Here is a 20,110-nt window from a genome sequence, read left to right as displayed (position 1 = left end):
CAGTGTCAGTTCCTCCCCGTCCGCAACGCCCGCGCCACATCCGGGCGCCCGAAACCCTCGGCGAACCCGGCGGCGACCTCCCACGGATACTCCACCGCCCGCAACTGCGCCTCCCACCGGCCCGACGCATCGTCGACCACCGCATACCGGGCATGCGGGCTGCCGGCCGCCATCTGGTGCTCGAACGGCCGGTCATCGGTGTACGCCGGCCAGCCGACACTGCCGGGGTTCACGATCAGCGGCCCGCCCGGCAGCCGCAGCGATCCGGCCAGATGGGTGTGCCCGCACAGCAGCAGCGCCGGCCCGGCGGCCGCCGCACCGAGCCGCTCACGCACCTCGTCCCCGGTCGCGTCCCGAACCCCGTCCGCGGTGACCGTGTGCAGCAGATACTGCAGGTCGTCGGTGGGCGTGCCGTGAAACGCCAGCACCCCCGGTGCGGGCGACACCACCGCCGGCAGCGCCGCCAGCCACGCCCGATGCGCACCGGTCAGCAACCCGGTGGTGATCCGGTCCGCCATGCCCTGGCGATCCTCGGGCAGAGTCAGCACCTGCCGCTCGTGGTTGCCGGCCACCGTCACCAGATCCGCGGCGATCAACCGGTCCGCGGTCTCGGCCGGCTGCACATAGCCCGACAGCAGATCACCCAGGTTGACGGTCAGATCGACGCCGTCCGCGGCGATCGCCGCGAGCACCGCGTCCAACGCCGGCAGATTGCCGTGCACATCGGAGATCACCGCAAGCCGCATGCGATCACCCTACGGCGACGGGAAACCCATTTTGATACGCCAACCGGGCGTCCGCCCCCGCCGCCAGCACATCCAGCTGATCATCCAAGGTCAGAAACACCGACCACGGCTCACGCCCGGACACCGCCACCAGCCGCTCCACCACCAGCTGCTCCAGATCCGGCACCCGCTTCGCCTTCCACACCTTGTCGGCGACGGCGACCAGCAGATCCTCCACGCCCAGCCCCGGCGCATCCCACACCCCGTGACTGGCCGCGAACCGGGCCAGCCGCGGCGCCACCCCCGCCGCCAGGAGCAGCCGCTGCCCGGCCGACTCATGCCGCGACCCCGGACCCGACAACTCCCGCGGATGCCACACCTTGCCGATGTCGTGCGTGGCCGCCCCGAACAGCACCGCCGCCCGATCGAAGACCAGCCCCGGATACGCCGCGGCGAGCCAGCCGGTCAACTCCCACGCCACATCGTGCACCGCCCGCAGATGCGCGCCCAGCCGCGGTGGTGCCTGCATCGACACCAGAAGATCAGCCACCTCCGGCGGCAACAACCGCAGCCGCGGTACGCACGGATCCCGCAACGCCCCGCTCAACGTGGCCGCAGCCATCAGGCACCCCCCTCGGCGAGCCGGGTGAACCGGCGGGCGAACTCGCGGTAGGCGACCGCGTACCCGTCGTCGCGCCCGCTCAACTGTCGCACCTCGGCCCGGACCAGACCCACCGCACGCTCGCGCTGCCCGCCGGCCAGCGCCACCGCCGGCACCACCAGATGCCGCGTCTGCTGCGCCACCACCGTGCCGATGTCACGGCGCAACGCCACCGGATCCGACCAGCGGTCGATGAACGGCTGCCCGCGCACCACCACCTCCTCCGCCAGCTCCGCGGCGATCTCGCTCAGATCCGCCCCCGCCGGGAACCGCCAGCCCCGCCCCAGCGGCAACGTCACACACGCCACCGGCTCATCCCAGCCGGCCGTCGCCACCAGGATCCGCTCCACCACCGCATGCCGCACCCCGACCACCGGCTCCGCCACCACCGACGTCTGATGATCGGTCAGGCCCAGGTCCAGCCAGCCGGAATCGGCCTGCAACAGGATCCCGTGCCGCCGCCGGGTGAAACCGCAACAGGCCAGCGCTCGCGCGCAGGCGTCCGTGACCCGTTTCCGCACCGCACATTCATAGCATCCACAAAGGACGGGTGAGCGCATTTCGCGATACCTGTCGTTACCGACAGTTCCACCGCCGTCGATTCAATGGAGTATCGACCCCGCTCCCGCCGGCCCGGTCGGCTTACCCGCTCAGCCACAGCGACCGGACCGGACCCGCCGTCACCCACACCGCTCGACGACCACCACCACACCCACCGCGGCGAGCTGTTGCCGCAACAGCTCCATCTCCGCCTCGGTCCCGGTCACCCCCCTCTGCCGTACGCCGTCCAACGACCCGATCGCCACCCCGCGCCGCCGCAACACCCGCAGCACCGCCAGCCGATCCGCCTCCGGAAACCCGACCCGGAACCGTCCACCCTGCGCCAGCACCGCCTGCCGCAGCTCGTCAGGCAACCCGTCCCGGCCGCACGAGACCTGATCCCCGTCCGGACACCGGTGATGGACGTCCCACAGCAGCCGCCCATCCCGGACAGCCTCCGACACCGTCGCCGTCCCGCAGTGAAACGGCACCCGCACCTCACCCACCGCAGCATCATGGCAGCCACCACCACAGCGACCGGGACTGTGCCAGGAGCGGTGTCTCCGGCCCGACATGCCGGGCTGAGGCCCGGCGGGATGGGCACTGTGAGTAGCGACATTGAACGTTGCGAGTCCACTCGCTGAGCTGCCCCGCCGGTAGATCATCCGGCGGTCTCACGAGGGTGATACCGAGGAGCGGGCGCTCAGCGGGCCAGGACGATGAGGGCAGCGGCGACGTACCAGGCGTTCGTGACCAGAAGGAACAGCCGCTCGGTGACCCCGAAGAGCCGGCGTAGTGGCCGGAACATGGTGACGGCGACGGCGGCGAGCAGTACGGGCGTCGCGATGGCGAGCCAATGTGGCACGTCGGGGTGTGAGGTGGCGGCGCGCAGCGTGGGGGTGAGGCCGTCGATGGCGAGGTAGGTGAGGGTGAACGCGGCGATGGCCGACAGGTAGTGGGCGATGCCGGTCGGTGTGAGCCCGCGGCCTTCGAGGTCGGTCGGGAAGACGGCGATGCCGATCCTGGCTACCGGCAGCAGCACCAGGTAGACCAGGGGAGTCGTGGGCGGGTCCAGGTTCGGTGCGAGGGCCAGGGCGGCCGCGAGCGCGAGGACGCCCAGCGAGTTGACGATCAGGCCGGTGTGGAACAGGCGGGCGTACCGGCCCACGCCGTAGTCGCTGACGGCGTGGTCGGCCAGCCGGTATCCGGTCGGCAGGACGTGCAGCGCGGTGATGATGATCAGGTAGGCGGCGAGCGCGATGAGAGCCGCGGTGGCAGCGGTCTGCGAATTGATCATGATGATGGGGAAGATATCAAGCGCTCGCATTCCGATCTTCGCCCGCAGCCGTCCACCGCCGGACCACCCTCAGCGACCCCGCCCAGGACGACACCATCCGCGTCGGCACCCACCAGCGGACCCACCATCAGGAGCACCACCGAGCCGGAAACGGCGCACCGTATCCTCGGCGTACGCGACGACCAGATCACCGCCCGGGCCCCCGGCCAGCCGATCGCGACAGGACCGTACAAAAGCAATCCCGGTTTAAAGTTCCCGAGTCCAAACCCGGAATCAGACCAACAAAGCCTCAACCACAGGAGAATCCATGAGCGACTACGACGAACGCTACCGCAGCGGCAACACACCCTGGGAGATCGGGAAACCACAACCCGCCCTCACCGCACTGCTCGAACACGGCGTCCGCGGACCCAAAGTCCTCGACCTCGGCTGCGGCACCGGCGACCTCGCCTGCACCCTCGCCCGCCGCGGATACCACGTCACCGGCATCGACATCTCGCCCACCGCCATCGAACGCGCCCGCCAGAAAGCCGCCGGACTCACCGCCACCTTCCACGTGCAGGACGCCACCAAACTCGACCTGCCCAACAAACCGTTCGACACCATCTTCGACTCCGGCCTGCTGCACAACCTGCACCGCAACGGCGGACCCGTCGACCAGTACCTCGCCCAACTCCCCGAACTCGCCGAACCCGGCACCCTGCTCTACATCCTCGCCATCTCCGCCACCGCCGGACAGGGATGGACCATCACCCGCGAATACCTCCAGGAAAACCTCCCCGAACCCACCTGGACCGACACCAGAATCAAAGACGTCACCGTCACCGCCCAGGTCGACGACACCACCATCACCATGCCCGCCTACCTACTGCGCACCGCCCGCTCCTACTGACCCACATCCCCCGGAATCACACTGAACACCGCCAGATCAGCCCGCCCCGACCGCGTCCACGACGCATTCCGCAACACCCCCTCGAACCGGAAACCCGCCCCCCGCGCCACCCGCCGCGAACCCACATTCCGCACATCCGTCTGCAACGTCACCCGCGCGAACCCCAACACCGACAACGCCCACCCCGCCACCAACCGCGCCGCCTCCACCGCGAAACCATTACCGCGCGCCCACACCGCCGTCCAGTAATGAATCTCCACCGTCATCGCCGACCAGTCCGCCCCGAACAACCCCACATGACACGCCAACCGCCCACTGGACCGCTCCACCCCGGCGAACACCTCACCCCGGGCACACCAGTCCGCCACCCGGGACAGATCCGCACCCGCGAACCGGAAACCGACCGGCGCGAACCGCAGAAACTCCCGCTCGTTCCACACCGCATGCACCCCCGGCGCATCCCCGGACTCGAACGGCCGCAACACCAGGCGCGCCGACTCCAACCTCACCCGCGGAATCCCCGACTCAACGCCCACGGTAAAAAGAAACCGCCTCCGCCAACGCCAGATCCGTCAGCACCGGATCATGCCGGGCACCCACATCCCGCATGAACGCATGCTCCCCACCCTGATAAACATGCAACTCCGCATCATCGAGCCCCGCCGCATACAACGCACCCACGATCCGCAGCCGCGCCTGCGAAGGAACATGCGGATCCCGCGACCCGAACACCACCATCAACCGCCCCCGGATCTCCCCGGCCCGCGCCAGCGAATCCGCCACATCCGCACCCAACCCACCATCCTGCAAACCGGTCGGATAAAAACACACCGTCGCCGACACCCGCGGATCCAACGCCGCCCGGAACGCCAGATGCCCACCGATACAGAAGCCCGTCACCAACAGCGCCGACACATCCGCCCGGGCCTGCAGATAATCCAGCACCGCCACCCGATCGGCATCGAACTGCGCCGTCGGCGTCGCCGCCGCACCCGCCAACCCCCGCGCCTTGCCCGCATCGTCGAACGCCAACGCCACCCCGGCCAGCTCACCCCGCGGATAGATCTCCGGAACACACACCACAAAACCCTCCGACGCCAGCCTGCGCGCCGACCGCAACGTCGACTCCGTCAGCTGAAAAATGTCGGTGTACAACAACACCCCGGGAAACGACCCACCACCGGACGGCCCCACCACCACCGCACGAATCTCACCGATTCGCACCTCATCCTCGACCAGCTTCATGCGAGCCAACCTACGCCCGGCACGATCACGCCAACTCGCGCAACACCCGGTTCGTACGATTCGACTGGATCGCCGCCCGCTGCTGCTCCGCCGTCACCTCGATATAGTTCTGCGACGTCGCCAACGACGCATGCCCCAACAGCCGCATGATCTCCGACGCATTCGCCCCATCCTCGGCAAGACGCGTCGCAAAGGTATGCCGCAATGCATGCAACTGCGCACCCCGCGGCACCCGGTCACCGATACCCGCCCGCCGGAAACACGACCGCACCAGATACTGCAGACCACCCCGCTGCAACGGCGCCCCATGCCGATCCACCAGCAACCGATCCACACTCGCCACCCGACCGAACCGCACCCGCCGGCTCGCCACATACCGCGCCACCGCGGCATCCAGCCCCGCATCGATCGGCACCGACCGCGGCCGCCCACCCTTACCGGCCACCTCGATCCGCCGCTCACCATCACGACCCGACACCGCACCGACGGTCAACCCCAGCAACTCCGAAAGCCGCAACCCGGCACACAGAGCCAACGCCAGAACCAGCACATCCCGCTCCGGCCACGGATCACGCTGACGCTCATCCGCGACACTCGCCACCCGCAACAATTGCTCCGGCGTGTCCTCACCCCGCAACGGCTTGGGGGAGTGCGCCACCATCCGCGGCTTGTCCACCGCCGACATCGGATTGCCCGCCACCACACCCTCGGTCACCAGAAACGTGAAAAACGCATTCCACGACGACCAGGCACGCGCCACGGAAGCGGGGGCGCGGTCCGCCGCGAAACGCGCGAACGCCGCCCGCAACAGGCGAGGGGAGAGGTCCGCCGGATCGGCCGGCGCGGGGGACACCTGCCGCAACACCAGGGACAGATCGCGCCGATACGCAGCGAGAGTGTGCGCCGACGGCTTCCGCGTGGCCCGCGCGGCGAGGAACTCCTCGACCAGGTCAGAAAGGGGAGAGGGCGGATCGACAGATGGTTCGTGCTGCATAAGAGATATTATGCATGATATATCCGCATTCGTGCCCGTCTGCACCGTAGCATGCCCGCCACCGACCAGGACACCCGATCACCCGAATCCGCCGGTCGGGGAGGGCAGCCACGATGCCGAACACCCCCGCATGCGTGGCGTGGCTAAACCGGTGTGGAAATCATCTCGGGAACGGTTCCGCCCAGCACGGTAGTCACCCGGAAACGCTCGGACCGGTCGGTGGTCACCGTTGGCCGGCTACCACGGGCGGATCGGGCCGCGGCTGACTTGGTTCGGCTCGCCGATCCACACGACGCCCGGCAACTGGCCCGACTCGGCCATCTCGATCTGCCGGAAACCATTGAGTTCGGCGTGATGCGCTCGCCGGAACGGGCCGGCCCCGCGGTGAAACCTCCACAGCTTCCGGGCCGGTCTGCCGATCGCACGAGACGTCCCGGAGTGACACCGCAGGGGATGGCACGACCACACCTCTCCAGCCTCTAGTTGACATAATATACATTATCGACCTGAGATTTTGGCGAGCGGACCATAGGCTGACGCGCATGCCGATCCCCGCATTCGTCCTCGCCCTGCGCGCCAAGCTCGGGCACGACCCACTGCCCTTGAACGGTGTGATCGCCGTGGTGCTCGACGAGAACAACCGGATCCTGCTCGTCCGGCGCTCCGACACCGGCGAATGGGCCCTCACCACCGGATGCCTCGAACCCGGCGAACAACCCGCCGACGGCGCGCTCCGCGAGGTCTTCGAGGAAACCGGTGTCCGCGCACGGGTGGAACGCCTGCTTTCCGTGGAGGCGCTGGATCTGTCGGTCGCACCCAACGGCGATCAGATCTACTGGCTCGCCATCGGTTTGCTGTGCCGGTCCGTCGAGGGTGACGCCCGGGTCAACGACGATGAATCCGTCGAGGTGGGCTGGTTCGATCCGGATTCGGTGCCGCCGTTGCCGGCGCACCAGGCGCGATGTCTGGCGCTCGCGTTGTCTGACGACGCCGGTCCCTGGTTTGCCGCTCCCCTGGATTGACGGCGTCACAGGGACGGCTGAGCGGATTCAGCGGCGGCGGCGATGGGCGCGGCGGGAAATGCCGGGTTGCGGTGGCTGCGTGCGGCGCGGTTGGTTTGCGGGGCGAAGTAGACAGCGGTTGTACGGTGTTTCGGCCGGCTCCGAACGCAGGCTCGTGCCCTCGTTCGCACGCGGCGATGTGGTCTCGGTGCGGGGCTCGCGGGGCGGCATCCGAGGTGTGCTCCCGGGTCAAGGCGGTTTGCCCTCTCCCCGGCTCAAGGTGATCCCGCAACTTGCGGTTGCGAAAAGGTCGAGCCGGTCAGTCCCGGTGACGGGCCGTCGGCTGAATGGGTTCGGGCGGGTTTCGCGCGAGGACGGTTGTCTCTCCCCCGGGCCTCCATGATGATCAACATCGGTGGTCGGTCGGCGGGATGGGTGTCGTGGTGGATGCGGGGCGCGCGGGGCGGGCCGACGTGCGGGATGCGCTGGCGGGTGCGGGTTTCGTGGTGGAGGGTTTCCTCGACCACGCGGAGCTGCCCGCGCAGGGTGAGGTGTGGCGGCCGTTCATCATGTCGTCGGCGCGGCCGGTGAAATGGGTACGTCATGAGTCTGACGATCATGATGCCCGGGTGGATCGGCTGTGGCATCTGGTGAGTCGCCGCAACGGCACGATCGATGCGGACGGTGCGGTGCTGCTGTCGTTGGCTCAGGGTTCGTTCGGTCCGTTGCCGTGGATTCGGGTGCGGGTCGGTGAGTCGTTGCCGCGGGTCGCGGGGTTCCGGGAGTTCGTGGCGTTGTCACCGACGACGTGGGCGAGTAGCGCGGTCAGCGAGGAGGAGTATGCGACGTGGATTCTCGCTGATCCGCTCCCCTGAGCCGCCCACCCGCGTGTGCGGCTGATCGGCCGTCGGCCCGGTCTCGTCCGCGCGCGCTGCTTCCTGAGCCCGTCGATTTTGTCCTCGTCCCGGCTGGATCCGTTCTTTGCGGCTGTCAGTCATGAGGGCGACCGGTTGCCCGGGATGAGACGGTCCGCCGAGCCGGTCGACCCGGTTGCGTCCGGCTGAGTCGTTGTCGGGTCCGGCGCGGCGGGCGTCGGCGGTTCCCTTGAGCGCTGCCGCCCTCTGGGGCGCCGGCCGGTGGGTCGCGGTCTTGCGGGTGATCTTGTCGCCGGCCACTCCCTCAATAATGATCATCTTCGCCGGAGCGCTGGGCCTGGTCGATGAAGTGCCCGATCAGGCTCTCCCCCGGGCTCGCATGATGATCAACGTCGGGGGTCGGTCGGCGGGATGGGTGTCGTGGTGGATGCGGGGCGCGGTGGGTGTCCGTGCTCTGTGGGCTGCTCTGTGGGCCGTGCCGGGGTGGTACACCGGTGCGTGCCCGGTGATGTGGCGGCCGGTCGGATCGGCGGCGGTGGTGCGGTGGTGCGTCACGTGCGGTGGGGTGGTCGGCGGGGCGTGGGGTTCTTGTCGGTGGGGGCTGGTAGAAAGAAGGCCCTCTCATACAGGCGTACGAAGGTGGGGCTGAGATTGATGGCGGCGGCGGGTGTGGAGGCCCGTGGGTTGACCACGGAGGAGTTGGACGGGATCCGGGACGCGTTGGCGGCCGGGCGCAAGCCTCGGGTGCAGTTCACCGAGGCGGCGGGGCAGATCGCCGGGCAGATCGGGCAGGTGGTGGGGCTGGCGGATCCGGCGGTCTCCGATGAGTGGGTGGTGGTCCGGTTCGGTCGTGATGAGCTGCCCTTCTCCCCCGGTGATCTGCGGATCGCGCCGAAAGGGGCGCCGGTGAGGAAGGTGGTGCCGGTGGTGGAGCCGGAGCCTGAGCCGGTGTTGTCGGGGCCGGAGTTTCTGATCGACAAGCCGATCGGGAGACCGGTGGAGAAGCCGCGGGCGGCTCCGGTGCAGCGGCGTGGGGATGACGATGGTGTGGTGGGAAAGGATGTGCAGGACGTGACGGCTCCGGCTCCGCGTAAGGTGGCGGCTCGTTCGGTGAAGGCGAAGCCTTCGCCGTCGTTGACGGTGACGCTGGCCTACGGCGAGGGTGAGTGGACGGTCGGGGCGACGCAAGGTGCCAAGGCGCTGGCGAAGCCCTATGTGATCCGTCCGGCCGAGGCGTTGAAGATGGTGCAGCTGATCGACGTTCCGGGGGTGCAGGAGGCGGTGGAGCAGATCCTGTCGGCGGAGCGGGCGGAGGCGGAGCAGCAGGCGCAGCGGTTGCGGGCGGAGTTGGCGGAGATCGAGGCGCGGTTGGCGGAGCTGGGTGAGGCGGGTCAGCAGCCGTCGTGATCACCGGTGGTCCGGTGGTGCGTCGATCAGGGAGCACGGGCCGGGTGTCGGTGTGCGTCCGTGCCCGGCCGTCTCGTGGGCGGCTTGGTGACGGGGTGCTGCTCCCCCGGCGCCGCTAGCGGCGGGTTTCCCGATGGCCGGAAACGGCGAAGCGCTCGCACGGGGCGAGCGCTTCGGCGGGATGGGGGCGTGACGACTGGCCGGGGCCGGTTCGGCGCGGCCGGTGGGGGCTGTTTACTGGGCGCTGATGGTGCCGGTGCCCAGCAGCAGCAGGAGCAGGGCGCCGAGGGCGAGGCGGTAGAAGATGAAGATGCGGTAGGAGTGCTTGGCGACGAATTTGAGCAGCCAGGTCACGGCGAAGTAGGCGACGATGAAGCTCACGGCGGTGGCGACGATGGTGTTGGTCCAGCCGACGCCGTGGGAGATGTTGTCGTATTCCTCGTAGCCCTGCAGCAGTGAGGCGCCGGTGAGGGCGGGCACGGACAGGAAGAACGAGAGTTTGGTGACGGTGACCCGGTCGAGGTCGCGCAGCAGGCCGGCGGACATGGTGGAGCCGGAGCGGGAGATGCCGGGGATGACGGCCAGGCACTGGACGGTGCCGATGATGAGGGCGTCTTTCCAGGTGACGTCGTCTTCGTGGCGGACCTGGGTGGCGGCGTAGTCGGCGAAGGCCATGACGGCTGACCAGACGATCAGGGCGATGGCGACGAACCAGAGGCTGCGCAGGGTGGTTTCGATGGCGTCTTTGAAGGTGAGTCCGGCGATCACGATGGGGATCGAGCCGAGGATGACGGCCAGGGCGAATCGGTAGTCGGGGTGTTTGCGGGCGTCGGCGTTGGTGAGGCCTTTGAAGAAGGCCGGGACGATCCGCAGGATGTCCTTCATCAGGAAGATGATGGTGGCCAGGACGGCGCCGGACTGGATGATCACGGTGAAGGCGGTGATGTCCGGGTCGTCGAGGCGGTAGCCGAGCAGTTTTTCCAGGATGGTCAGGTGTCCGGTGCTGGAGACCGGGAGGAATTCGGTGACGCCTTCCACCGCGCCCATCAGAATCGCCTGAAAGATGTTCAACCTGTTCCCGCCCTGTTTGTTCCGTTGCCTGGCCGGTCAGAGCATAGGGGGCGGGCGACGCGCTCGGTGTGTGGGGCTAGGCGGTGCGGCGGCGGTCGCGGGCGGCGGCGATGGTGTAGGCGGGGTCGCGGTCGAGGTTGTGGCGGTCGCGGTCGTAGCGGCGGGTGGTGCGTGGGTCGGCGTGGCCCATGGCGTCCTGGACGTCTTCGAGGGGTACGCCTTCGGCGCGGGCGGTGGTGGCGAAGGCGTGGCGTAGCGAGTGTGGGGAGAGTTTGTCGGCGCCGGCGATGCCGGCTTCGGCGGCCAGGCGCCGGACGAGGCGGAAGACGGCGTGCCGGTCGAGGCGGGCGCCGGTGGTGGTGGCGAACAGGGGGCCGGGCTGGGTGCCGCGGACGCGGAGGTAGGTGTCGAGGGCGGCGGCGGCGCTGGGGGTCAGGACGCGGCGGCGGGGGCGGCCGCCTTTGCCGGTGAAGCGGACGGTGCGGTGGCCGCGCTCCCAGCCGAGGTCGGTGAGGTCGAGGCTGACGAGTTCGCCGACGCGCAGGCCGAGGTCGGCGAGCAGGGTGAGCACGGCGCGGTGGCGCACGGCGGCGGGTCCGTCCTGGCGGTCGGCGGCGGCCAGCAGGTTGTCGACTTCGTCGGGGGTCAGGCCGATGGTGGCGGAGTGGTCGCGGTCGACGTAGGGGCGGTCGGCGTCGGCGACGGGGTTGCCGGTGACGACGCGGAGTTTGACGAGGAAGGCGTACCAGCTGGAGAGCCCGGAGAGTTTGCGGGCGACGGTGGCGGCGGCCATGGGGCGGGCTTCCAGGCCGCGGGCGTAGGCGTTGACGTCGAGGAAGGTGGCCTGCAGGGGGTCGAGGTGGTGTTCGGTGCACCAGGTGAGCCAGGTGGTGACGTCGCGGCGGTAGGCGTCGCGGGTGTGGTCGGACAGTCGCCGGTTTTCCAGCCAGGCGTCGGTGAAGCGGGTGGCTGACGCGGTGACGTGGGGCAGCAGCGACATGGGGTCCATGGTGTCAGTTCTCGATCACGGTGCGGTCGGCGACATGCCAGTGGCGGGTGTGTCCGACGGCGTCGGCGAAGTAGTGGTCGTGGGTGACGGTGAGCAGGGTGCCGCGGTAGCGGCGCAGGGCTTCCTCGATGACGTCGAGGGCGTCGAAGTCGAGGAAGTTGGTGGGTTCGTCGAGGAGCAGGATGCGGGCGGGACTGTTGACGAGGATGGCGAGCAGCAGGCGGCGTAGTTCGCCGGCGGACAGGTCGCGCAGCCGGGCGGTCCACTGGTCGGGGTCGAACTGGTGGCCGGTGAGCAGGCGTTCGGCGTCGTCGGCGTAGACCGGGACGTGGGCGCGGAAGTGGTCCAGGACGGTGGTGTCGGTGCGCAGGTGGTCGGTGGTCTGCGGGAGGACGGCGACGTCGGGGTGGCCGGCGGCGATGGCGCGCAGCAGGGTGGTTTTGCCGGTGCCGTTGCGGCCGGTGATCAGGATCCGGTCGCCACGGGTGACGTCGAGGTCGATGTGGTCGAGCAGGGTGCGCTCGCCGAAGCCGAGGGTGAGGTCGCGGATTGCCAGGACGGTGTCGGCGGGGTCGCCGTCGTCGTCGGGGAAGGCGAGGGTCAGGGGTGGGCGGCGGCGGGGTTCGGCGATCCATCGTACGGAGGCCATCTGGCGGCGGAGCCGGCGTTCTCTGACTTTGGCTTTGCGGGCGACGCGGCGGGCGACGCGGCGCAGGTGGGGGGCTTCGGCGCCGGAGCGGACGGTGTTCTCGACGCCGCGGGCGTGGTTCTTGGTGCGTTCGATGTCGGTTTCCCAGCGCAGGCGGTCCTTCTCCTGGGCTTCGTAGTCGAGCAGCAGGCGTTCCCAGCGACGTTGTTTTTCCTGGCGGTAGGCGGTGTAGCCGCCGCCGGGATAGTCCTGGGGGTGTTCGTCGATGCCGTCGAGTTCGATGATGCGGGTGACGGTGGCGTCGAGGAAGGCGCGGTCGTGGCTGACGGTGAGCACGCCGCCGGGGAATTGCTGGAGCCAGTCGCGCAGCCAGGTGGCGCCGTCGGTGTCGAGGTGGTTGGTGGGTTCGTCGAGGAGCAGCAGGTGGGGGTGGGAGAGCAGGGCGCGGGCGAGCATGAGGCGGGCCTGTTCGCCGCCGGAGACGGTGGCCAGGGGCAGGGTGTCGTCGAGGTGGTCGATGTCGAGGCGCTGGCGGATTTCGGTGAGGCGGGTTTCGGCGGTCCAGCCTTGCAGGGCGGTCCAGCGTTCCTGGGCCCGGGCGTAGGCGTCGAGGACGTCGGCGCCGGCGGCGAGCCGGTTCTCCAGGGTGCGCATGGTGGTGGTGACGGTGGCGAGTTCGCCGAGGCCGGCGGTGAGGTAGGCGCCGACGGTGTGGTCGGGGTCGGGGATCTGCTGGGTGACGTGGGCGATGCGGGTTCCGGGGGTGCGGGTGACGGTGCCGTGGGTGGGTGGCAGGTCGCCGGCGAGCACGCGCAGCAGGGTGGTTTTGCCGGCGCCGTTGGGGCCGACGAGGCCGTAGCGGTCGCCGTCCTGCAGGATCAGGTCGACGCCGGAGAACAGCAGGTCGCCGTCGTGGGTGCGGGCCAGCCCGGTGGCTTTGAGGTGGGCGGGCATGGCGGCCTCCTGGGGGTGGGCTCGGGTGGGAACCAATCCGGGGACCAATAGTGGACGGCCGGATGGGCCTGACCGGCGTTAGGCTGCGGGCGTCGGCCTCGACCAGGCCCGTGTGCGCCACGCGCGTTGATGGCACGACCGTCCGTGATCCGTGGGTTATGTTCTCCCGCTGGAAGGACCCTGTCATGCGTGTTTCCGCTGTTGCCAGCTCCCCCGTGCGTGATCTGTTGGCGCTCGTCGACCGGCCGGAGGTGATCTCGTTCGCCGGTGGGCTGCCGGCGCCGGAGATGTTCGATGTGCCGGGGTGGCGGGCGGCGTTCGACGCGGCGTTGAGCGGGCCGGCCGCGCGCCGGCATCTGCAGTATGCGCCGACCGAGGGTGATCCGCGGTTGCGGGAGTTGGTCGCGGCCCGGATGGCCGGGCGCGGGTTGGCGACCGGGGCCGGTGACCTGTTGGTGACGACCGGGTCGCAGCAGGGGTTGACGCTGGTGGCGGCGGCGTTGCTGGAGCCGGGGTCGACGGTGGTGGTGCAGGAGCCGACGTATCTGGCGGCGTTGCAGTGTTTCGCGATGGCCGGGGCGCGGGTCGTGTCGGTGCCCTCCGATGAGCAGGGGGTGGATCCGGCGGCTCTGGCGGAGGTTCTCGTGCGGGAGCGGCCGGCGCTGGTGTATCTGGTGCCGACGTTCGCGAATCCGACCGGGGCGACGATGAGTGCGGCGCGGCGGGCGCAGGTGGCCGCGGTGGCGGCCGGGCACGAGGTGTGGATCGTGGAGGACGACCCGTACGGCGAGTTGCGGTATCGCGGGACGCCGCTGGCGCCGCTCACGACGTACGGTGATCGGGGTATTTATCTGGGTAGTTTGTCGAAGATCGGTGCGCCGGGGCTGCGGCTGGGTTGGGTGCGCACCCCGGCGGCGCTGCGGTCGGCGCTGGTGATCGCGAAGCAGGCGGCCGATCTGCACACGTCCACGATCGATCAGGCCGCGGCGGCGGCCTATCTGGCGGCCACCGACCTTGACGATCATGTGCGCCGGCTGTGCGACGGGTATCGGTTGCGGCGCGACACCATGCTCGCCGGACTGCAGGGGATCACCCCGGGTGGTACGTCGTGGACCGATCCGGACGGCGGCATGTTCGTCTGGGTGCGGCTGCCGGAGGGCACCGACACGACCGCGCTGCTGCCCGTCGCGTTGCGGCACGACGTGGCGTTCGTACCCGGCGCGCCGTTCTACGCCGGCCGGCCGGACCCGGCCACGCTGCGGCTGTCGTTCACCACCGGCACGCCGGAGCAGATCACCGAGGGTCTGGGTCGGCTGGGGCGTGCGATCGACGCCGCATTTGACATGCTGGCGGGGTCCGACACGTGACCTGAGGAGACACCGCGATGGCGAAGCTGGTCTCGACACTGTTCATTTCGGCCGATGGGGTGGCCGAGATTGATCCCGCATGGCATTTCCCGTACTTCGACGACAACATGGGCCGCGCGGTCAGCGAGGACTACGAGACCGCGGACGTGCTGCTGCTGGGCCGATCGACGTACGACAGTTTCGCCGGGGCGTGGCCGCTGCGCGAGGCCGGCGGCGAGGACGACGCGCCGTTCGCCAAGCAGCTCGGCGACACCCGCAAGGTGGTGGTGTCCCGGCAGTCGCTGGAGTTCACCTGGCGCAACTCGGAGCTGCTCGGCGGGGAGCTGGCCGCGGGTGTGGCGGCGCTCAAGGCCGACCCGCAGGTCAAGGGCATCCTGGTGCCCGGGTCGATCTCGGTGGTGCAGCAGCTGCTGGCCGCCGGGCTGGTCGACGAGCTGCGCCTGCTGGTGCATCCGGTCGCCGCGCGGCGGGGGCGGCGGCTGTTCGACGAGGGGGACACGGCGTACCACCTGAAGGTGGTGAGCACCGAGGCGTTCCCGACCGGGGTGCTACGGGTGATCTATGCGCCGGGTGAGGCGCCGTTCGTGGCCGGCTACGAGGAGACCAAGGGCAAGGTCTGACTCCGGTGGGGCCGCCGCGGCGGCCCCACCGGCTGCAACCGGGTCATGCCGCCACGGCCAGGCGCATGCCCTGCGCGTCGGTGGCACTCAGCCGCGTCGCCATGGTCGAGCGGGCGGCGATCTGCGCGGCGTACGCGGCGCGGCGCCGGGCGACACACCCGTCCTTGGCGACCGGGCCGGACACCTGCTCCATGTGCGTGGTCAGACCGTCGCGCAGCAGGGCGAGAGCCTCGGTGCGCAGCTGCGACACCCGCGACTCGGTCACCCCGAGCTCGGCGGCGACCTCGGACAGCGGACGCTCCTGCAGGAACGAGGCCTCGACCACGAACCGCAGCCGCTCCGGGAGCACCGTCACCGCGTCGTGCAGGTAGCCCAGGCGCTCCCGGTGCAGCAGCATCTCCTCCGGGTTCATCGCCGACTCGGTCACCATGTCCTCGGCGGTGCCCGAGGTGAACCCCTGCAACGACAGCACCGCGGCACGCTGCACGTCGTCGTCGACGCTGCTGAGCTCGCCGACCGCGACACCGAGCAGTTCGGCCAGTTCCTCGGCGGTCGGGGTGCGGCCCAGCTGGCGGGTCAGCTCCTCGCGGGCCACATCGGCGCGGCGGGCCCGGGCGCGCACCGACCGGCTCGCCCAGTCCATGCTGCGCAGCTCGTCGAGCAGTGCGCCGCGGACCCGGACGGCGGCGAAACGGCCGAACGGGATGCCGCGTGCCGGGTCGTAGGCCTGCGCGGCGGTGACCAGCGCGGCGTAGCCGGCCGAGGCCAGGTCGTCGCGGTGCACGTGCGGCGGAACCTTGAACAGCATCTCGCGGACCATGTGACCGACAAGCGCCATGTTGTCGCGGATCATCTGCTCCTGCTCCCGGCTGACGGAGCGGGTGTTGCCGGTGTGCTGCGCGGTCGCGGTCATGTCGAATCCCCCCGTGGTGTCGGTTGCAGGGGGAACTTTTCGCGGCGACGGGTGCAGCGGATGGGCACTCTTGGTTGCCGCTCGGTTGCACTGCGAATTTCTTCTCAAGTCCGGGAGGCGGGTTCATAGCAGACCCACAGCGCGGCCGTCTTGACTTTGCCGGCGGCCGTCTCGGCTTTGCCGGCAGGAACGCCGCCGGGCCTGGGCGGCCGGCGGCGTCTGTATCTACCCGCTGTTGCCACCCGGCTTTCGCCGGGGGTGCGGTGTGGCTTACGCCTGGTCGGCTCAGCCCAGCAGCCAGCCGTTGTCGACGGCGAGGCGGACCGCCTCGGCGCGGGTGCGGGCGCCGGTCTTGCCGATCGCCGAGGACAGGTGGTTGCGCACCGTGCCGTCGGACAGGCGCAGCTCCCGGGCGATGTCGGCGACCGTGCCGCCGTCCCGGGCGGCCTGCAACACCTGCGACTCCCGTTCGGTCAGCGGCGAATCGCCGTGGGCCAGGCTCTGTGCGGCCAGCGCCGGATCCACCACCCGCAGGCCCTGGTGCACCCGGCGGACCGCGTCGGCCAGCTGCCGGGCCGGGGTGTCCTTGACGACGAACCCGTGCGCGCCGGCCGCCATCGCCTGACGCAGATAGCCGGCCCGGCCGAAGGTGGTCACCATCAGCACCCGGCACTGCGGCAGCGCCTCGTTGAGGCTGCGCGCGGCGCTGATCCCGTCCAGGCCGGGCATCTGCACGTCGAGCAGGGCGACGTCGACCTCGTGGGCGCGGGCCGCGTCGACGACCTCGTCACCCCGGCCCACCTCGGCGACCACCTTGATGTCCGGTTCCAGGTCGAGCAGGGCCGCCATCGCGCCGCGGACCAGAGCCTGGTCGTCGGCCAGCAACAGTTTGATCATGAGGGGACCTCCACTCGAACACGGAACCCCGGCCGGTCCCCCCGCTGGCCGGCGGTGAGGTGCGCGCCCAGTTCCTCGGCCCGCCGGCGCAGCCCGGCAAGCCCCTGACCTGGATTGTCATTGCCGACGGCGCCCTGACCGTCGTCGACTATCTCGACACTGTTGGGGCTCAGGCGCACCTCGGCGTGCCGGGCCCGGCTGTGCCGGACGATGTTGGTGACCGCCTCCCGGATGGTCCAGGCGAACAGCTCCCGGTTACGGGTCGGCACGTCGTCGGCGGCACCGGGCAGATCCGCCTGGACGTTCGCCGCGGTCAGCGCGGCCTTGGCGGCGGCGATCTCGCCGGGCAGCGAGATGCCGCGCATGCCCAGTGCGGTCGCCCGCACGTCGGCCAGCGCGTCGCGGGCCAGTGACTCCAGATCGGCCAGCTCGGCGCGGGCCCGGTCCAGGTCGACGTCGAGCAGCCGCTGGGCGAGCTCCGCCTTGACCGCGACCACGGTCAGCGAATGCCCGAGAATGTCGTGCAGGTCGATGGCGATCCGGGCCCGCTCGTCGGAGACGGCCAGCTCGGCCAGCTCGTGCTGGGCCTGGATCAGCCGGCCCTGCCGTTCGAAGGCCAGCCGCATGCCCCAGGTCGCGGCGCCGGCCAGGATCACCGCCAGGGCGTAGCCGTGGGCGCTGGTGGTCTGCCACCCGGGCACGAACCGCACGGTCAACTCGATGGCCGCGGCGATGACCACCACGACCGTCAGGCCGTGCCGCAGGGGCAGGCCCATCACCGCGGTCGCCGCGATGTACACCCCGCAGGTCAGCGTCGTCTCACCGACCGCCGGCACCTGCAACACCGTGAACACCAGCATGACCAGCAGCGCGATCCAGATCTGCAGGGCCGAGGCCGTTTCCGGGCCGTCGCGGCGGTGCCGGCGCATGGTGGTCGAGGCGACCAGGAAGGTCGCCGCGAACAGCAACAGCGACACCAGGCCGGTGTCGCGCCACATGCCGTCCGGCTGGTGGAGCAGGATGTTCAGGTTCTCACCGAGATAGAACAGCCAGATCCCGGCGAACACCCAGCCGGCCCGGAAGCCTGGGCTGGGTGTTCGCGTCGTGGCCGCTGCCCCGGACGGTGCCGGTGTCGCGGTCGGTGCCGGTGCCATGTGATGACGGTACCGGCAGGTCAGACGCGGGCGGTGTCGCGACGGAACCGCCACATCGCGCCGGCGGCGAAGACCAACGTCCAGGCGACCACGTTCAGCACGGCCTGCCACAGCTGACCGTCGTGGGTGTCCGGGTAGCGGGCCAGCTCACCGACGCCGTACACCGGGGTCCACTTGGCGATCGCGGCGAACGTCGAGCCGAACTGGTCGAGCGGCACGAACAGGCCACCGGCGAACGACAGGAGTGCCAGCACCGGGCCGAGGATCTGCATCACGTTCTCGCTGGGCAGCAGGTAGCCCATGAACAGGCCGAACGCGGCGAACACCAGGGCACACACCCAGGCCAGCGCGGCGCAGGCCAGCCACTGGGCGACCGGCAGGTCCGCGCCGAAGAACAGCCCGGTGACGTTGACGACCACTACCGACACCAGGCCGATCAGCATCGCCAGGGTCAGCTTGATCGCGACGTACGCCGCCGGCTTGAGCGGGGTCAGGCGCAGCTGACGGCTCCACCCGGCGGCCCGCTCGATGGACACCATCGCCCCGCCCGAGGTGGTCGCCAGCATCGCACCGTAGACGGCCATGCTGATCAGCACGTACGCGGTGACGTTGCCGTCGCCGATGCGCTCGTGCTTGTAGTCGGCGCTGGTGCCGAAGAGCAGGAAGAACGCCGGCGGCATCACGACACTGAAGATGACGGTGCGCTTGTTGCGGATCAGGCGCCGCAACTCCAGGGCGATCATGCCCAGGTTGAAGCCGCCGAATTTGGGAAGTTTGCGGTCCGTCCGGCTACGGTCCACGGTCACGGCGGTCATGCCGGCTTCTCCTCGTCATCGTCGGCGGTCAGGGTCAGGAACGCGTCTTCCAGGTTCCGGGAGGTGATCTCCAGGTCCCGGGCCTCGGTCTGGGTCAGCAGATACCGGGCGATCGCGTCGGTGTCGCGCCCGTGCAGGTAGATCGTGTCGCCGCGGATCTCGGTCGTCTCGACCCCGGGCACCTGCGACAGGTCGGCGCGTTCCGCGTCGGGCAGGGTGGCGCGCACCGTCCGGCCCGCGGCCAGCGCCTTGACCTCGGCGGCGGTGCCGTCGGCGACGATCCGGCCGCGGCGCACCAGAACCACCCGGTCGGCGTACGCGTCGGCCTCCTCCAGGTAGTGGGTCGCGAAGATGACCGTGCGGCCACCCTCGGCGTCCTGGCGGATCGCGTCCCAGAACTCGCGGCGGCCACCGACGTCCATGCCGGTGGTCGGCTCGTCGAGGATCAGCAGCTCCGGATCGGGCAGCAGGGCCATCGCGAACCGCAGCCGCTGCTGCTGGCCGCCGGAGCACTTGCCGACCAGCCGGTCGGCGATGTCGGCGATCCCGGCCCGTTTCAGGGCCACCTGCACCGACGAGCGCGGCTTGCCGAACAGCACCGCGGTCAGCCGCACGGTCTCCTCGACCGTGTAGTCCTTGAGCAGACCACCGGTCTGCATGACCGCGGACACCAGCCCGAGCGCGACCGCCTCGTGCGGGGCCCGCCCGTACACCTGGACGGTGCCCGCGCTGGGCTGCGAGAGCCCGAGCAGCATGTCCACCGTGGTCGTCTTGCCGGCACCGTTCGGGCCGAGCAAGGCCACCACCTCTCCGGGGCGGATGCGCAGGTCGATTCCGTTCACGGCGGTGACCGTGCCGAAACGTTTGACCACGCCGTCCAGATTCACGGCCAGCTGCCCCGTACCGGAGGCCGCGAGATCGGTTGAAGCGGTGAGCGTCATGGGAACATTGTGTTGGCGCACCATCGTGCTGTCCCCCGCTATGCGTCACGGCTCGCCCATGACATCCGTCAGTATGTGCTTTG

General features: G+C 70.0%; 22 protein-coding genes. 6 read left to right on the top strand and 16 right to left on the bottom strand.

The features are described from left to right. Positions 1-5 precede the first annotated feature (5 nt). From ACSP50_RS21025 to ACSP50_RS21005, 5 genes are all read right to left on the bottom strand, one after another. Positions 6-746: a metallophosphoesterase gene (locus tag ACSP50_RS21025; protein WP_014691281.1), complete on the bottom strand. Its 741-nt coding sequence runs from the start codon at positions 744-746 to the stop codon at positions 6-8. 4 nt (positions 747-750) lie between these two features. After that, positions 751-1,347, bottom strand: a complete 597-nt coding sequence (locus ACSP50_RS21020) for a phosphohydrolase (RefSeq protein ID WP_014691280.1) — start codon at positions 1,345-1,347, stop codon at positions 751-753. Beyond that, a complete protein-coding gene (locus tag ACSP50_RS21015) occupies positions 1,347-1,907 on the bottom strand; it encodes a hypothetical protein (RefSeq protein WP_043511843.1) in 561 nt (186 codons plus the stop codon). Before ACSP50_RS21015 ends, ACSP50_RS21020 begins: the two co-directional genes overlap by 1 nt. 159 nt (positions 1,908-2,066) lie before the next feature. Further along, positions 2,067-2,432, bottom strand: a complete 366-nt coding sequence (locus tag ACSP50_RS21010) for a hypothetical protein (protein ID WP_052311669.1) — start codon at positions 2,430-2,432, stop codon at positions 2,067-2,069. 197 nt (positions 2,433-2,629) lie between these two features. Next, positions 2,630-3,223 (bottom strand): DUF998 domain-containing protein, encoded by a 594-nt coding sequence (locus ACSP50_RS21005; protein WP_014691277.1) that lies wholly within the window; start codon positions 3,221-3,223, stop codon positions 2,630-2,632. Positions 3,224-3,530: 307 nt separating this feature from the next. Here ACSP50_RS21005 and ACSP50_RS21000 point away from each other — a divergent pair, with 307 nt between their 5' ends. After that, complete coding sequence (locus tag ACSP50_RS21000; protein WP_014691276.1) at positions 3,531-4,115, top strand: bifunctional 2-polyprenyl-6-hydroxyphenol methylase/3-demethylubiquinol 3-O-methyltransferase UbiG; 585 nt, start codon at positions 3,531-3,533, stop codon at positions 4,113-4,115. On the opposite strand, the gene ACSP50_RS20995 is transcribed toward ACSP50_RS21000, so the two are convergent. From ACSP50_RS20995 to ACSP50_RS20985, 3 genes are read right to left on the bottom strand one after another with little or no spacing between them, the layout of a single operon-like run. After that, the gene (locus ACSP50_RS20995) at positions 4,109-4,624 is read right to left on the bottom strand and encodes a GNAT family N-acetyltransferase (protein ID WP_014691275.1); all 516 of its coding nucleotides are present in this window, start codon (positions 4,622-4,624) and stop codon (positions 4,109-4,111) included. The genes ACSP50_RS21000 and ACSP50_RS20995 overlap by 7 nt on opposite strands. A gap of 16 nt (positions 4,625-4,640) precedes the next feature. After that, the gene (locus tag ACSP50_RS20990) at positions 4,641-5,360 is read right to left on the bottom strand and encodes a dienelactone hydrolase family protein (RefSeq protein WP_014691274.1); all 720 of its coding nucleotides are present in this window, start codon (positions 5,358-5,360) and stop codon (positions 4,641-4,643) included. 25 nt (positions 5,361-5,385) lie between these two features. After that, positions 5,386-6,354: a tyrosine-type recombinase/integrase gene (locus ACSP50_RS20985; RefSeq protein ID WP_014691273.1), complete on the bottom strand. Its 969-nt coding sequence runs from the start codon at positions 6,352-6,354 to the stop codon at positions 5,386-5,388. Positions 6,355-6,896: 542 nt separating this feature from the next. Between ACSP50_RS20985 and ACSP50_RS20980 the strand changes: the two genes are divergently transcribed. From ACSP50_RS20980 to ACSP50_RS20970, 3 genes are all read left to right on the top strand, one after another. Continuing rightward, the gene (locus tag ACSP50_RS20980; RefSeq protein ID WP_014691271.1) at positions 6,897-7,376 is read left to right on the top strand and encodes an NUDIX domain-containing protein; all 480 of its coding nucleotides are present in this window, start codon (positions 6,897-6,899) and stop codon (positions 7,374-7,376) included. A gap of 410 nt (positions 7,377-7,786) precedes the next feature. Next, the gene (locus ACSP50_RS20975; RefSeq protein WP_014691270.1) at positions 7,787-8,230 is read left to right on the top strand and encodes a hypothetical protein; all 444 of its coding nucleotides are present in this window, start codon (positions 7,787-7,789) and stop codon (positions 8,228-8,230) included. Positions 8,231-8,899: 669 nt separating this feature from the next. Continuing rightward, entirely contained in the window at positions 8,900-9,637 is a 738-nt protein-coding gene (locus ACSP50_RS20970) for a hypothetical protein (protein ID WP_085945645.1), read from the top strand. A gap of 234 nt (positions 9,638-9,871) precedes the next feature. Here the strand turns inward: ACSP50_RS20970 and ACSP50_RS20965 are convergent, their stop codons facing one another. The 3 genes from ACSP50_RS20965 to ACSP50_RS20955 form a co-directional block, all read right to left on the bottom strand. Beyond that, on the bottom strand, positions 9,872-10,684 hold the full coding sequence (locus ACSP50_RS20965; protein ID WP_014691268.1) for an undecaprenyl-diphosphate phosphatase: 813 nt from the start codon (positions 10,682-10,684) through the stop codon (positions 9,872-9,874). A 100-nt stretch (positions 10,685-10,784) separates the two neighbouring features. Continuing rightward, a complete protein-coding gene (locus tag ACSP50_RS20960; RefSeq protein ID WP_014691267.1) occupies positions 10,785-11,717 on the bottom strand; it encodes a tyrosine-type recombinase/integrase in 933 nt (310 codons plus the stop codon). Between the two features lie 4 nt (positions 11,718-11,721). Continuing rightward, positions 11,722-13,320: an ABC-F family ATP-binding cassette domain-containing protein gene (locus ACSP50_RS20955; protein ID WP_014691266.1), complete on the bottom strand. Its 1,599-nt coding sequence runs from the start codon at positions 13,318-13,320 to the stop codon at positions 11,722-11,724. 185 nt (positions 13,321-13,505) lie between these two features. Between ACSP50_RS20955 and ACSP50_RS20950 the strand changes: the two genes are divergently transcribed. Together ACSP50_RS20950 and ACSP50_RS20945 are read left to right on the top strand one after the other, a co-directional pair. Then, positions 13,506-14,687, top strand: coding sequence for a PLP-dependent aminotransferase family protein (locus tag ACSP50_RS20950; protein ID WP_014691265.1), 1,182 nt, complete (start codon positions 13,506-13,508; stop codon positions 14,685-14,687). A 17-nt stretch (positions 14,688-14,704) separates the two neighbouring features. Further along, positions 14,705-15,307 (top strand): dihydrofolate reductase family protein, encoded by a 603-nt coding sequence (locus ACSP50_RS20945; protein WP_014691264.1) that lies wholly within the window; start codon positions 14,705-14,707, stop codon positions 15,305-15,307. 43 nt (positions 15,308-15,350) lie between these two features. Here the strand turns inward: ACSP50_RS20945 and ACSP50_RS20940 are convergent, their stop codons facing one another. The 5 genes from ACSP50_RS20940 to ACSP50_RS20920 form a co-directional block, all read right to left on the bottom strand. Beyond that, positions 15,351-16,220, bottom strand: a complete 870-nt coding sequence (locus ACSP50_RS20940; protein ID WP_014691263.1) for a sigma-70 family RNA polymerase sigma factor — start codon at positions 16,218-16,220, stop codon at positions 15,351-15,353. Between the two features lie 285 nt (positions 16,221-16,505). Continuing rightward, entirely contained in the window at positions 16,506-17,117 is a 612-nt protein-coding gene (locus ACSP50_RS20935) for a response regulator transcription factor (RefSeq protein WP_014691262.1), read from the bottom strand. Next, positions 17,114-18,271, bottom strand: a complete 1,158-nt coding sequence (locus ACSP50_RS20930; protein WP_080127941.1) for a sensor histidine kinase — start codon at positions 18,269-18,271, stop codon at positions 17,114-17,116. Before ACSP50_RS20930 ends, ACSP50_RS20935 begins: the two co-directional genes overlap by 4 nt. Before the next feature lie 20 nt (positions 18,272-18,291). Beyond that, positions 18,292-19,086 carry an ABC transporter permease gene (locus ACSP50_RS20925; protein ID WP_014691260.1) on the bottom strand — a complete coding sequence of 265 codons (795 nt, stop codon included), beginning with the start codon at positions 19,084-19,086 and terminating at the stop codon, positions 18,292-18,294. After that, entirely contained in the window at positions 19,083-20,027 is a 945-nt protein-coding gene (locus ACSP50_RS20920) for an ABC transporter ATP-binding protein (protein ID WP_043511833.1), read from the bottom strand. Before ACSP50_RS20920 ends, ACSP50_RS20925 begins: the two co-directional genes overlap by 4 nt. Positions 20,028-20,110 lie beyond the last annotated feature (83 nt).

Origin of the sequence: Actinoplanes sp. SE50/110, from assembly GCF_900119315.1 — a bacterium.
Classification (GTDB): Bacteria; Actinomycetota; Actinomycetes; order Mycobacteriales; family Micromonosporaceae; genus Actinoplanes.
This window is presented reverse-complemented; position numbering and strand designations above follow the sequence as displayed.

Bases quoted from the DNA above. Each gene is read 5' to 3' on its own strand.
- ACSP50_RS20990 (WP_014691274.1), bottom strand. From the start codon at position 5,360: ATGAAGCTGGTCGAGGATGAGGTGCGAATCGGTGAGATTCGTGCGGTG.
- ACSP50_RS21025 (WP_014691281.1), bottom strand. From the start codon at position 746: ATGCGGCTTGCGGTGATCTCCGATGTGCACGGCAATCTGCCGGCGTTG.
- ACSP50_RS20945 (WP_014691264.1), top strand. From the start codon at position 14,705: ATGGCGAAGCTGGTCTCGACACTGTTCATTTCGGCCGATGGGGTGGCC.
- ACSP50_RS20950 (WP_014691265.1), top strand. From the start codon at position 13,506: ATGCGTGTTTCCGCTGTTGCCAGCTCCCCCGTGCGTGATCTGTTGGCG.
- ACSP50_RS20985 (WP_014691273.1), bottom strand. From the start codon at position 6,354: ATGCAGCACGAACCATCTGTCGATCCGCCCTCTCCCCTTTCTGACCTG.
- ACSP50_RS20930 (WP_080127941.1), bottom strand. From the start codon at position 18,271: ATGGCACCGGCACCGACCGCGACACCGGCACCGTCCGGGGCAGCGGCC.
- ACSP50_RS20980 (WP_014691271.1), top strand. From the start codon at position 6,897: ATGCCGATCCCCGCATTCGTCCTCGCCCTGCGCGCCAAGCTCGGGCAC.
- ACSP50_RS20920 (WP_043511833.1), bottom strand. From the start codon at position 20,027: ATGACGCTCACCGCTTCAACCGATCTCGCGGCCTCCGGTACGGGGCAG.
- ACSP50_RS21000 (WP_014691276.1), top strand. From the start codon at position 3,531: ATGAGCGACTACGACGAACGCTACCGCAGCGGCAACACACCCTGGGAG.
- ACSP50_RS21005 (WP_014691277.1), bottom strand. From the start codon at position 3,223: ATGATCAATTCGCAGACCGCTGCCACCGCGGCTCTCATCGCGCTCGCC.
- ACSP50_RS20955 (WP_014691266.1), bottom strand. From the start codon at position 13,320: ATGCCCGCCCACCTCAAAGCCACCGGGCTGGCCCGCACCCACGACGGC.
- ACSP50_RS20935 (WP_014691262.1), bottom strand. From the start codon at position 17,117: ATGATCAAACTGTTGCTGGCCGACGACCAGGCTCTGGTCCGCGGCGCG.
- ACSP50_RS20940 (WP_014691263.1), bottom strand. From the start codon at position 16,220: ATGACCGCGACCGCGCAGCACACCGGCAACACCCGCTCCGTCAGCCGG.
- ACSP50_RS20960 (WP_014691267.1), bottom strand. From the start codon at position 11,717: ATGGACCCCATGTCGCTGCTGCCCCACGTCACCGCGTCAGCCACCCGC.
- ACSP50_RS20965 (WP_014691268.1), bottom strand. From the start codon at position 10,684: ATGGGCGCGGTGGAAGGCGTCACCGAATTCCTCCCGGTCTCCAGCACC.
- ACSP50_RS21020 (WP_014691280.1), bottom strand. From the start codon at position 1,347: ATGGCTGCGGCCACGTTGAGCGGGGCGTTGCGGGATCCGTGCGTACCG.
- ACSP50_RS20925 (WP_014691260.1), bottom strand. From the start codon at position 19,086: ATGACCGCCGTGACCGTGGACCGTAGCCGGACGGACCGCAAACTTCCC.
- ACSP50_RS20975 (WP_014691270.1), top strand. From the start codon at position 7,787: ATGGGTGTCGTGGTGGATGCGGGGCGCGCGGGGCGGGCCGACGTGCGG.